The organism is Robertmurraya kyonggiensis, from assembly GCF_005116465.1.
In the GTDB taxonomy this organism is placed as follows: domain Bacteria; phylum Bacillota; class Bacilli; order Bacillales; family Cytobacillaceae; genus Robertmurraya; species Robertmurraya kyonggiensis.
Window position 1 is genome coordinate 16,081 of sequence record NZ_SWBM01000008.1, and the last position, 12,895, is coordinate 28,975.

Below are 12,895 nucleotides of genomic sequence, written 5' to 3' on the forward strand. Positions count from 1 at the left end.
TAATCCTTTGGTTAAATACGTATTACTTTCGAAAATGTTTCAACTTTTCACGAACTGGAGCCTTTTTCCTATTGAATTGACATTGAACTACCCCTACCTAAAATCCATTTGGATTTTTGAGGAAGGGGATTCCTAAAAAGGCTACTAAAGAAATTAGTAGACCATCGACCTGATGAGAAAGTATTCAGATAGTCCTCATGGCACAATGGATGTCTTGTTCATTCATATCTTGAACTGGGCAAAAAATGACGGGTACCAGACGTGTAGCTTGGGCATGACACCTTTATCCAATGTAGGAAGCTGCAAGCATTCCTTTACAGGTGAAAAAATAATCCGTTTTGCGTATCTATACGGCAATTCCATGTACAATTTTAAGGGGTTAAAAGAGTTTAAAAGAAATTCACGTCCAATTGGGAACCGAAGTATTTAGCGTACAAAAAAACGTCATTGCCGCTAACGCTGTTCCAATTACTCGTTTTAATTAACTATAAAGGTCGTCCAAACAAGGAAGTTGGCGTTTTGAAGGGCTTGACTAAGAAGCTATCATGAAGGATCTATCACTTAGATTTGTAAAATATAGTTTAGTAGGTTGCATTAGCACACTCATCTATTTTCTTTCCGTTTTTCTTTTCGTAGAGATTTTTGACAATGAGCCTGTTCTTGCATCAGCTATTTCCTTTATTATCATGACAGTCATTTCTTTTTTCTTGAATAAAAGGTTTACCTTTGGCAGCGATTTTTCTTATGATAAATTGCTGCGCTTCCTAGTAGTTTCGGCTATTGGCTTCACATTAAATTTTGTGATTATGTATTTGATTGTGAATGTCTTTTCTCTTCATTATGCAATCGGAGAATTGGCCACAACCTTGGTGATTCCCATTATAAATTTTATTTTGAATAACTATTGGACCTTTAAAAAGACAAAGCAAGGAGCATAATTGTTCCTTGCTTTGTCTTGCTGAATATTAAATGTGCATTACAGTAATTCTGCAGAACAGAGTTAAATTGAACGATATCTATTTGGCAGATGTATCGTTTCAATGATGAAATTCCCTCTTTCACCGATCAGGAACTCCCCATTTAACAATAAGTCCGGTATATGTCAGTCCACCTCCAAAACCAAATAAAACCATCGTATCTCCATAATGTAATTTTTCTTCTTTGATTCCCAAGTGAAGTGCTAATGGGATCGATGCTGATGAGGTATTTCCCATTTTTTCAACACTATATAATGTATGATCCATACTAATATTTGATTTTTCACAAATAGATTCAATCATTCTTAAATTTGCACTATGAGGTACAAACCAGTTAATGTCTTCCGTCCTTAAATTGGCTTTCGCTAATAAAGATTGTATGCCGTTGGGAATCGTTCTTACTGCCCACTTATATACTTCACGCCCATTTTGAACCAAATTTCCATCACCAATCAACTTCATACCATGCATTTCTTTTGAAAAGCCAGAACGATAAAGATGAATTCCACCTTTCCCATTTGTACCTAGAACATTAGAGATAAAACTTGGATTTTCCTCATCGTATTCAACTAAAACTGCACCAGCTCCATCACCGAACAGAATACAAGTTGAACGATCCGTGTAATCTAAAGCTTTTGATAAAGTTTCCCCTCCGATAACCAATATTTTTTTGTGGAGACCGGAAGAGATTAAACCGTTGGCCACATGCAATCCATATGTAAATCCAGCACATGCAGCGTTCAGATCAAAGGCACCGGCACTCTTCATCTTGAATACTTCTTGTAATTGACAAGCTACACTTGGAAATGCAAAATCCGATGTAGTTGTGGCAACAATAATTAAATCTACATCGTCAACGGTTTTATCGTAGTTTTGCATTAAATTTTTCACCGCTTTAATACATAAATCCGATGTGAATTCATTTTCCCTCGTGATACGCCTTTCCTTAATCCCTGATCTTTGAACAATCCACTCATTATTTGTATCAACCATTTTTTCTAAATCATCATTTGTTAAAACACGTTCAGGAATATAAGTGCCGATCGCAGTAATACGAGCTCTGGATTGACTCATTCAATTCACTCCCTCAATACACGTTTTTACGCACTATCAACTTGTACAAATGAATTTCTCGTTCATTCTAAAAAATCCATTTTGACCTCTATTCATACTATTCTTCATACATATATTTGCACTGTGGAGATGTCCCAATAAATCAAAAAGGCAGTTCCCCATAAAATGGAGAACTGCCTTCGATTTTTATATCACACTCTTAAACTTAAGCTTCAACGACTTCGTCTAAGCCAGCTTTTTCGTTGTATACATTTTGGTCGAACTCACCAGTAATTTTACCAGTTAAGATACCAGAAGTCATACTTCCACTAACGTTTAGTGCTGTACGACCCATATCAATAAGAGGTTCAACAGAGATTAATAGACCAACGATTGCTACAGGTAAGTTAAGTACAGAAAGTACGATTAGAGAAGCGAATGTTGCTCCACCACCTACACCTGCAACGCCGAATGAGCTAATGATAACGACTAGGATTAATGTGAAGATGAAACCAGGATCTAATGGATTAATACCAGCAGCTGGTGCAACCATTACCGCTAACATTGCTGGGTAAATACCAGCACATCCATTTTGTCCGATTGTTAAACTGAATGGTCCAACAAAGTTTGCTACCGCTTGAGAAACACCAAATCCGTCAGTTTGTGTTTTGATGTTAAGTGGTAATGTACCTGCACTTGAACGAGATGTAAATGCAAATGTTAAAGCTGGTAATCCTTTTTTAACATAAGTTGCAGGGCTTAATTTTGCTAGACTAATAATGATTAAGTGTACGATAAACATCGCAATCAATGCCACATAAGAAGCAATTACGAATTTACCTAAGTTAACGATCGCATCAAAGTTACTTGTTGCGACTACTTTTGTCATCAACGCTAACACACCATAAGGAGTGATGCGTAGAATTAATGTCACAATGCGCATTGTGATTGCATATAAACTATCCACGATTTTCGCGAATAATTCAGCTTGTTCTGGTTGCTTACGTTTGATTCCTAAGAACGCAATTCCGATCAACGCTGCAAAAATAACAACTGCGATTGTAGATGTTGAACGTGTTCCAGCTAAATCAGCAAATGGATTTGTTGGAATGAAAGAAAGAATTTGTTGAGGAATAGTTAATCCTGCAACTTGTGCAATTGGCTCTGCAAGTGCTTCATTACGTGCATTTTCAGCATCTCCAGCTTGAAGTTCGATACCATCTAGGCCAAAGCCAAGTGTAGCAGCGATCCCGATTGCAGCAGCAATCCCTGTTGTTACTAATAGAATTCCAATTCCGTAAAAACTAATTTTACCAAGATTCTTAGAAAGACTTACTTTCGTAAACGCTCCAACAATCGAGATAAATACTAATGGCATAACAACCATTTGTAACAATTTCACATAACCAGACCCGACAATGCTAAACCAGTCAATTGTCTTTGCTGTTACATCATGTGTTGTACCATAAACAAGGTTAAGAATTAACCCAAATAAAATACCAAGACCAAGTCCGATGAAAACTCGTTTTGAGAATTTCACGTGTTTCTTTTGAAGAATATATAATCCGATAATGAGTGCTAAAAGAATAGCGATATTAACGATAATTAGAAACGTATTCAAAATGGTCTCCTCCTTTTATGTAAAATAATTTAACAAACATAACTATAATATAATAAATCCTATTGGTAAAGTATGAAATACTTTTTGGTGAATTTTTCGGAAGGTCGGCGAGGAATTTCTTAATAAAATGACATTTTGCCCCTTTTGGGTCTATTTGTGGTGAAAAATCTATTTCACAAAAATGTTTCGAAAAATTAACTTTGGAGTTGAACGCGCCAGCCCATATGCCACGTGGCGATTTCAATCAAACGTTTGATTGGTAGGTGTATTTTTGCTTTCTTCCTATAGTTTAGGTGGTTTTCTACCCTTTTTGGCCAATTACCTATTTCAGAATAACATTACGAAAAATTAACTTTGGAGTTGAACGTGGCAGCCCATATGCGGCGTGGCAATTTCAATCAAACGTTTGATTGGTAGTAGTAATTATGCTTTCTTACTATAACTTGGTTCCGAAGAGGGTTCTGAGTCGTTCGGAAGGCACTTTCCAAAACAACTCATATATCCAACTAGCTATTCATCTTCATACCTTACAGGTTCATGAAGACATTACTTACGGGATTTTTGTAATTATTGTCTTTATGCCGAGTTCATGTGGACATTGTTTACACGCTCCAGACAATTAGTGTCTTTATGCCAAGTTCTTGCGGACATTGTTCATACGCTCCACCCAATTAGTGTCTTCATGACGCTCTCTTGCGGACATTGTTCATACGCTCCACCCAATTAGTGTCTTCATGACGCTCCCATACGGACATTGTTCATACGCTCCACCCAATTAGTGTCTTCATGAAGCTTCCATGCGAACATTGTTTACACCCTCCAGCCAATTAATGTCTTTATGCCAAGTTCATGCGAACACAATTCACCGAAACTCTATCCGTAGTGTCTTCATGCCACTCATCGCAAAGCACCAGCAAGATATCCAGCACAAAACCAACCAAAATAACCCCCAGGCATTCAACCTGGGGGTTACATGTATTCAAAAAACTATAAATCTCTCAAGCTGATCTTCCAATATGACTGTCATCTCTCTGTTTGCGTCGATAGAAGGCTGCTGGAAGAGCCATTAATGCCGGTAAGAACAGCGGCAACAACACAAAACAAAGAATGATTAAGCCTACGATTACCGCGATTGCTAGCTCGACTAACAGGATGATCCCTGCAGGCATTAGCGTAGCGAACGTTCCGCCAAGAATAATCACAGCTGAGATAATAACTCCACCAATATGCCTTGAAGCCTCTACAATTGCCTCTCTGGCTGGCAAATGCGGATATTCCTTGAATCGCATCATCAAGAAAATACTATAGTCTACACCTAACGATACGATGATGATGAACGAGAAGAATGGTACAAACGAAGATATTCCTTCTAGCCCCATCATATTGATGAAAATGAAATTGATCGTGAACATCGCGGCATAATACGCTCCAAGAAGAGACGCCGTAATGAACACTGGTATCCAGAACGAACGAATAACAACAAACAACACCAGCAACACCCCGATAATAACAATCGTTGTAGCTTTCGTTAAGTCACTCGATAAGATATGGTTCATATCATTGGTAGTTGCACTTGGACCAGATGTTCCACTATCTGCACCTGCAAGATAAGAACCTTCCAAACCATCCGAAACAGTCTTATTCATCTCTTCAATCGTATCTAAAGCCTGTTCAGAGTAAGGGTCATCGGTTAAAACAACCGTCATTTTCGTAATCGTTTTGTCCTCTGACATGAACATCTCGAAAGACTGCTTAAAGTCTTCGTTCGTCAACACTTCTTCAGGCATAAAGAACGTCTTCGTGTTCAACTGTTCTAGATAACCATTCGTTTGACCCAATCCATCAGAGATTTGTTCTAAACCATTGTTGACCTCAGACAATTGTTCACCGAATTCACTGAATCCATTCAGACCATCAGCAAGTTGCTGCTGACCTGATTTCATTTGGCCTAATCCATCCGTCACGCTGTTCATATTCGTCACAATCGTGCCGATTCCTGCAGATGCTTGCTCAAGTCCAGATTCTAGCTTTTTCAATCCAGCTGCCATTTGTGCTAAACCACTGCTCATTGCAGTTAGATTTTGATTGGCTGTTTTAAAACCAGCTGTGGTCGCATTGTAATTGGCATTCAAAGTCTGAATTCCTTCAGGTGTAATGTCACTTAATCCAGCCAATACCGTGTCGATCGTTTGCTTCAATCCTAGATAGCTCGGGTCAGTCGCTGAATTTTCATAACTACTACCTAAAGCAGTCACCATACCTTGCATTTGTGCAAGTGCACCCTTAACCCCAAGAAGTCCCTCGGCTGCCTTCTGGTAATGAGTACCCATCTCCGCATAACCAGCCTGCATTTTTCCATAGTTATCAGCAAGCATACCAACGCCCGTACTCATCGACGCAAGATTCTTCTGAATCTCCGCGATTCCGTTGGATATGGATTGTGAATTACTTGAACCATCATCGATTCCCATTTGGATTTGCTTTAGACCATCCGTCAAAGCACTCATTCCAGTTTCAAGCTTAGCTGTACCATCAACCATTTCGCCAACTTTTGAAAAATCAGCTGAGGCGAGTCCCTCTTGTGCTTGTTTCAAGCCATCATTGATCTCATCGACGCCACCCTGTGTTTGTGATAACCCATCTGTGACGGATCCCATTTGACTATCAACATAAAATTCTTCAATCGCTTCCCCTTGAGGCTGTGTAACAGAAGAAACCATCTTCACGCCCTTAAGAGCTTTAAGTCTTTCCGTTATATCATCAATCACAGCAAGTGATTCATTATTATCCATTGCTTTGTCTGCTTCAATCACTACTGTTGCAGGCATCGCCTGACCTTTTCCAAAATGATCGGCTACTAAATTAATCGCTTTTGAGGATGGATAACTATCCCCTAGCTCTCCAACCGTGTCAAAGTTCAGCTTTTCCTGATTAAAGAGCACCATTGGCCCGATGATCAGGATAATGAGTGCTGTAGTAATAATCGGATGCTTCACACCAAAGGAAGAAGTTTTTCCCCAGAACTTATTCTCTTTATGACCCGCTGCTTTTTTAGAAGGCCAGAACAATTTTTGACCTAACACCTTCATCATAAACGGCGTTAAGGTAACAATTTCTAGCAGTAAGATACTTACCCCAATCACCACAACTACACCAGAACGGTAAATTGGTGATTCGGCAAAAATTAGAGCCAAGAAGGCAATAAATACCGTTAAAATACTGTAAGCAATTGTTTTACCAGCTGTCTTATACGTATTAACGATAGCTTCGTCCACTGAATGCCCATGAGACAGTTCTTCTTTAAAACGGTTAAACAAGAGAATGTTGTAATCCGTCCCAATTCCGAAAAGGATCAGAACCAAGAGCATCTGCGTCAAACTCGTAATTGGAAATCCTGCTTTATCAATTAATTGCGCTGCAATCCCCTTGAAACAAGGTAAGAAATCGCAACCGTGATTAACGAAATCACTGGTGTCACAACGGATCTAAATGCCAAAATCAGTACGACTAGGATAAAAATAACTGTTAACGCCGCACTCTTTTCAACGCCTGATTGTGAAGCCTTCAAATAATCATTGTTGATAAACTCTTCCCCGCTCAAATAATATTCAACGGGTACACTATCTATCTTACTTTCAATTTGTTCTTTGATATCATCGACTTCTCTGCCCTGTTTATCGAGCTTATAGCTGACCATCAGAGTCGTTCCATCTTCAGATACTAAGGAACTCTTTGCCTCAGGCATACTGAAAGGATCAATAAAGTCTGCAATCCCAAGCTCTTTGCCGCTATCACGAAGCTCATCAACAGCCATACCGATTTCTTTCATTTCTTTATCAGAAATCTTATCTTTATCGTAAAAAACGATTAAGCTGTTAACCCCTTCTGTTGTGTCCATCTTTTTCAAAATGTTGTCCGCCATAACAGAGGGACTATCACTGCTGGTTCCCTGTTGACCCTTTGAGCGTAAGATGGCATTGATATCTGGTTGTATCACGGTTAGCACAATCGTGGCAACTAGCCAGATTGCGAGTATAGCCCAACGGCCTTTTATAATCTGTCTCACCTTACATCCTCCGATTTCTTATTTGTTTTTATCAGGAAAGTAGACGACATCAAAGAAGTCATAATGGTCCATCCCATCAAGCTTCATCTTTTCCTTCACAGCAGAAACCAATAGTTCCATCCCCGCTGTTACCTTCTCCTGCTCTTCTGGTTTTAAGAGACTTAAAACCTCTGATAATGCTAGAGTACTAATTTCCGAAATGTTCGCCGTGATTCCTTCTGATAGTTCACTAGAAAGCGAAATAACCACGGAACGTTTATCTTTCGGGTTCTGAGTTTTCATGAGTAGCCCTTTAGAGGTAAGCCGCTCGACAATATCGGAAACAGTACTTTGTGTCATTTTCAATTTTTCCGAAAGCACTTTGATGCTGACAGACTTGTTCGCAAACACTTCAGCAATTACTCTCGCTTGGGGGAGCGTCACACCATTCTCCTCCGCATATTTTTGCAGGCTCTTCATTAAATATTGTTGTAAAAAGTCAATTGATTCTCGTATAAAAACTGCCTTTTCCATCCCTTTGTTTCATCCCCCTCTTAAATAAATCGTATACGATACATCGCATACGATTTATTTTAAAACCACCGGGCTTCTAAGTCAATTTATAAAGCACTATTGCTCTAGTAAAAATGACAAATTGGTGAATGAAAAAGACCCGACAATCCGTAAAGATAATCGGGCCAAAAATTCTATATTTTAAATCGATTCAACAACTCTCTCAGTTCTTCTGCAAAATGAGCCGTTTCTTCAATCGAAGCAGTAATATCTTGAATCGATGTTAGCTGCTCTTCGGAAGAGGCTGCCACTTCACGAATATATTGAGTAGACTCGGTGAATTTCCCTAAATTATCATGGATGACACGTTCCACATCTTTAACCTTCGAAAGGAGATTTTCAATTTTTACAAAAATGATATCTACTTCATTTGAAGACTCTTCTGTCGAGCGATAGACATTCTGTAGACTTTCATTGACATCTCTTAACCTCTCCATGCCTGTTCCGAATCGATTTGTTCCAGATTCAATCTCCGTCACAGCATTCGATGTCTCTGACTGAATTTCGTTCACTAGCTCTGAAATTTGTTTTGCCGATCCCGCCGATTGTTCTGCAAGCTTTTTCACCTCATTAGCCACAACTGCGAATCCTTTTCCATGTTCTCCAGCTCGTGCTGCCTCAATCGAAGCATTTAAGGCAAGTAAATTTGTTTGTTCTGTGATCCCTGTAATCATTTCAACAATCTTGCCAATCTCAGACGAACGATTTCCTAATTTCCTTACAATCTCCGATGAACTTCTAACCGATTCCTGAATTTCAGACATTTGGCTAATGAATGACTTAATCGCTTCATTCGCTTCTTCAACCTCTTTATACGCATGTTTTGTTTTCTCAGACACAAGTAAAGAGTGGTCCTTAATTTCAGCTACACTTTGCGTAATGACATGCATCGATTCTAGATTCTTTTTGTTTCCTTGTTCTTGTTCCGTTGTGATGTCTGCTGATTTTTGAACATTCTTCGTCACAACACTAGATAGCTGTGCCATTTCCTCTGCTCTTTCGGATAAGGCAGTCGTGTTCTCGGACACCACTTCTCCTTTTTGCAGAATCCCACCCATTAAATCTTGTAAACTATCTAGCAAGGAATTAAAGTTGGTTGCTAGTTTCCCTACTTCATCTTTTCGATTAATCGATAATCTTTGTGTTAGATCGCCTTTGTTGTTTGCTAGTTCTTCGATTCGATCGTTGATTTCATTAATCGGTTTGATCAATCTACGGTTAATCGCATAACTAATAATCCCACCTAACACAATGAAGGCAATGGTGATGATAATAAAATAATTCAATAAGGAAGTCGCATCCGCATAGGCTTCATTTTTAGGAACCGAAGCCATAATTCCCCAGTCCATTTCACCTGCTTTGCTGTAAAAAATCAGACTATCTTCGCCATTAAAATTCGTTTCAATGACACCTGTTTCCCCATTCATACTTTTTTCCACTAATTTATCCAAATCACTATTTTCATAGTCTGCTATTTTCTTATTCAGCGTATCTTCTTTATTTTGACCAGCAACGATCGTTCCATCATTCGTAAAGACTGTCACGTATCCACTTTTACCTAACGTGATATTCGAAATAATGTTGATGAGGCTTTCGATTGGCGATCCACCAGAAGCAACCCCAACAAGCTCTCCATTGTGCCCGTATACAGGTGTAGACGTTAATACAATCGGAGCTCCATTTAAACTTGGCGTTTCTGAAGGAACCGGATCATAAGCCGTTGTCTGCTCCTTCATTCCCCCGATATAATGTGGAAAGTCAATCGCTGGAATCTTCGCTCCACCTAGATATAAAAAACCTGCTGCATCGATAAAGGCAAATCCATCCGGATTTTTCATTCTCTCTGCAATTCGAATCCCTAAAGCATCCACCTTGGCTACATCACTATCTTTTAACTCATCCGCTTCGGCCATATACTGTAGCGTTTCTTCTTTTCCCTGTATCCATATATCGATGTTCGCTTTTACAGACTCTAGTTGATCATAAGCCTGATCCTGGAACCTATCATACAGAAATGATTTAGCTTTCAGATAACCAAAAGCAGAAATACTGATCATCGATATCGTAATTAATAAGCTAATTACGAATGTATTTTTAAATACTAGCTTCAACCCCGCCACTCCCCTTTTTTAGCACTAAAAAAAACCCACCCCAAATAGAGTGGATTTAAACGATATAAACCACTTATTCGGTAACCCAGCCGCCATCACATTTCTGCTTTAGGCCTGTGGCTTTGCGTCCTTACCTTTCAATAAGTTTGCCTTTATCGTTAGTTCATTTTGAATAACTAATTCTAGCATAGGGCAGGTAGAAGGTTCTAGTAGAGTTGGCCTACATTATTATTTACTAAAAGAGGAATAAATTTCCTCATTTTCTCTGTTTCAACAAGTACTCACACACTTTACTTGAATTCAATCTCGCCGCCACATAAGGAGGGCGAATTCCTTTGGCACCTTCAAGTGGCAGCCCTAACCACAATACCTTCTCGTCAATCATGACAAACGGAAACGGGAAACAGTTGTCCAGCCAAGTATCAGGTTTGCCCCACATTTCCTCTGAAATCAGGGTCCATTTCACCCGATCTCCTCTGTCAACTAGCTGCTTCATCCATTCTTCAGACAACACCGTACCCTCTGGTAATGAGAGCGTAATCGATGACCTTGCCGATTTTAGGTCCTGAAAAACAGCATCCAGTTTCAAAGCATGCATCCATCTTAATTTTGTGTGTTGATGCTGTATCCATGTCCCAATTTCTCTTGTCGTGACGACTTGTTTGTTCAGGACCTGGTGATCAACGAGTTTCCGTAATGTTTTCCCCCGAAAAACACGCTTTTCAATAAAATTTCTGTTGCTGACGTGGACAAATTTCCCTCTTGTTCGGGTAATAGCTACATTCAATAGACGTTCACTGTCCTTGCTGGTTAGAAGCATACCTGCCCGTTCTTGTGGTTCACCATCAACCGTATCAAAGATCATCACATCCCGTTCACTCCCCTGGAACCGGTGAGCAGTAGCCGCAATAATATCCGCCTGCATGCGTTCATCCTCATAGACTTCTTCAAGCAGCAGTTCCATCAAGTTTGCCTGAGCCCGGTATGGTGTCACGTACCCAATCGATTTCGTTCCACCCATATATGCTTCATGAATCAATTGAAACGATAAGAGCAGCTGCCAAAGGTTGAATCTTGAATTGGTTGATTGATCGGGAATACAATGCAAACCAGTGAAACTGGAATCTAATAGCACTGCCGCTTTGTTTTTAAAAGGAGCCCTGCTTACAATTTCATTTCTACTTTTATATACACTTTCGTGATCTCCTACCAGTGAATGATAGATGTACTGATTGGTAAAAGCCGAGATATCAGGATGCATTCTTCGCTGTTCGTTTAATAATAAAAGCTGTGGATGAAGCCCTCCCTCATTCACCGATTCCACCACTCCTGCATGATGAAACACATCCTCTTTTAGCCATTTTTCCACAAGCGGAGCCCTGCTTGATGCAATTGGAGGCAATTGCTTAAAGTCCCCGCAAATAATGACCCGCTTTCCCATGGTAGCTGCAAATGCTGCCTGTGGAACATAGGCCATGCTGGCTTCATCGAGAATGACCAGATCATATTCTTGTTCGTATATCGCGCTGTCACTTGCTGCCTTTGCAAGTGTTGTTCCAACAATAAAAGCCTCTTTTATGAACTCGACTTCTTTCCTCCGTACTTTTTCCAACACTCTTGCAATCTGTATTTCAAGTTCCAGAAGCTGATCTGAATCTCGCTTGTTAAAAGAGCTTGCTAAATCTTTCTTTAAATTGCGCCGTTCTTCTATTAGTCTCTCTCGATCTTGAGCAAGGAGTGGATCCTTTTTTTCCATAAGCTGACCAGTCGTTATTTCTAAATGAGCGGTTAGCATATCTTGAGCGTTCCCGCCGAAACGGAGCACATCTCCTTCTCGGAACTGGTCTTTCTTTTTGATAAAATCAGTCAGCTCACCCATCAACACATCAACAGCTTGGTTGCTATGTGAGAGAATCAACACTTTTTTCTGCTGAAGATATTTGTTGGCTGCTGTTCTAGCTAAGGTATAGGTTTTTCCCGTGCCAGGAGGTCCCCAGACAAATGTGACTGGATTGTATTTTGAGCGTAAGATCAATTCATGGACATTACTCTTAATCTTTTGTTTCGGATGCTTGATTTCTGAAGAAGGATTCATTAATCTTTTTACCCTAAGCCGCTTTTGCTTACTTTTCTTGATTTCATCTAATCTCTCAATTAATTGCTCCAGTAGCTCCCAAGGATCGTGAAGTAAATAGGCATCTGAGATAAGGTCTCCAAAGCTTTTCTCCAATAAAAGAATGACTCCTCTTCCCTCAGAGGAAAGCACTTTTCCACCGCTTTTCATCGTGCCCCATTCCAATTTAATCGTGGAACCAACAGGGATTCTTAATGAGATGGCTGTATCAAAATAATAGCTATACCCGCTATCACTTGATAACATCCTTCCATTTGTAACCATATAGCGGCTCCCGCCAAACTTTTTCAAGTAATTTATCTCTTGTTGCAGCGCTTGCTGCCACTCTTTGATATATGTTTTCGTAGTTGTAATTTGACTCACCTGTCTTTTCCCTTTAAA

The 12,895-nt window shown here is 39.7% G+C and carries 8 protein-coding genes, 1 pseudogene and 1 riboswitch; of the genes and pseudogenes, 2 read left to right on the plus strand and 7 right to left on the minus strand.

The window, feature by feature from the left end; all coding sequences use genetic code 11:
* The first annotated feature begins 172 nt into the window (after positions 1 to 172).
* Both FA727_RS21030 and FA727_RS21035 read left to right on the plus strand, forming a co-directional pair.
* Positions 173 to 430, plus strand: a complete 258-nt coding sequence (locus FA727_RS21030) for a phosphatidylglycerol lysyltransferase domain-containing protein (protein WP_136833456.1) — start codon at positions 173 to 175, stop codon at positions 428 to 430.
* 115 nt (positions 431 to 545) lie between these two features.
* Positions 546 to 938, plus strand: a complete 393-nt coding sequence (locus tag FA727_RS21035; RefSeq protein WP_136833457.1) for a GtrA family protein — start codon at positions 546 to 548, stop codon at positions 936 to 938.
* Between the two features lie 120 nt (positions 939 to 1,058).
* Here FA727_RS21035 and FA727_RS21040 read toward each other — a convergent pair whose 3' ends face one another.
* From FA727_RS21040 to FA727_RS21065, 7 genes and pseudogenes are all read right to left on the minus strand, one after another.
* Positions 1,059 to 2,051, minus strand: a complete 993-nt coding sequence (locus FA727_RS21040) for a ketoacyl-ACP synthase III (RefSeq protein ID WP_136833458.1) — start codon at positions 2,049 to 2,051, stop codon at positions 1,059 to 1,061.
* A gap of 205 nt (positions 2,052 to 2,256) precedes the next feature.
* Complete coding sequence (locus FA727_RS21045; RefSeq protein WP_136833459.1) at positions 2,257 to 3,651, minus strand: L-cystine transporter; 1,395 nt, start codon at positions 3,649 to 3,651, stop codon at positions 2,257 to 2,259.
* A 998-nt stretch (positions 3,652 to 4,649) separates the two neighbouring features.
* Positions 4,650 to 6,596, minus strand: a complete 1,947-nt coding sequence (locus tag FA727_RS21050) for an MMPL family transporter (RefSeq protein WP_368732012.1) — start codon at positions 6,594 to 6,596, stop codon at positions 4,650 to 4,652.
* Between the two features lie 96 nt (positions 6,597 to 6,692).
* Positions 6,693 to 7,573: pseudogene (locus FA727_RS25135) on the minus strand (MMPL family transporter); the annotation flags it as partial.
* 162 nt (positions 7,574 to 7,735) lie between these two features.
* Positions 7,736 to 8,230 (minus strand): MarR family winged helix-turn-helix transcriptional regulator, encoded by a 495-nt coding sequence (locus FA727_RS21055; protein WP_136833460.1) that lies wholly within the window; start codon positions 8,228 to 8,230, stop codon positions 7,736 to 7,738.
* 173 nt (positions 8,231 to 8,403) lie between these two features.
* Positions 8,404 to 10,380, minus strand: a complete 1,977-nt coding sequence (locus FA727_RS21060; protein ID WP_136833461.1) for a methyl-accepting chemotaxis protein — start codon at positions 10,378 to 10,380, stop codon at positions 8,404 to 8,406.
* A gap of 76 nt (positions 10,381 to 10,456) precedes the next feature.
* A riboswitch (cyclic di-GMP riboswitch) is annotated at positions 10,457 to 10,541 on the minus strand.
* A 95-nt stretch (positions 10,542 to 10,636) separates the two neighbouring features.
* A complete protein-coding gene (locus FA727_RS21065; protein WP_136833546.1) occupies positions 10,637 to 12,868 on the minus strand; it encodes a DEAD/DEAH box helicase in 2,232 nt (743 codons plus the stop codon).
* Positions 12,869 to 12,895: the final 27 nt, after the last annotated feature.

Bases quoted from the DNA above. Each gene is read 5' to 3' on its own strand.
- FA727_RS21035 (WP_136833457.1), top strand. From the start codon at position 546: ATGAAGGATCTATCACTTAGATTTGTAAAATATAGTTTAGTAGGTTGC.
- FA727_RS21040 (WP_136833458.1), bottom strand. From the start codon at position 2,051: ATGAGTCAATCCAGAGCTCGTATTACTGCGATCGGCACTTATATTCCT.
- FA727_RS21050 (WP_368732012.1), bottom strand. From the start codon at position 6,596: ATGGTGCTCTTTAATCAGGAAAAGCTGAACTTTGACACGGTTGGAGAG.
- FA727_RS21055 (WP_136833460.1), bottom strand. From the start codon at position 8,230: ATGGAAAAGGCAGTTTTTATACGAGAATCAATTGACTTTTTACAACAA.
- FA727_RS21030 (WP_136833456.1), top strand. From the start codon at position 173: ATGAGAAAGTATTCAGATAGTCCTCATGGCACAATGGATGTCTTGTTC.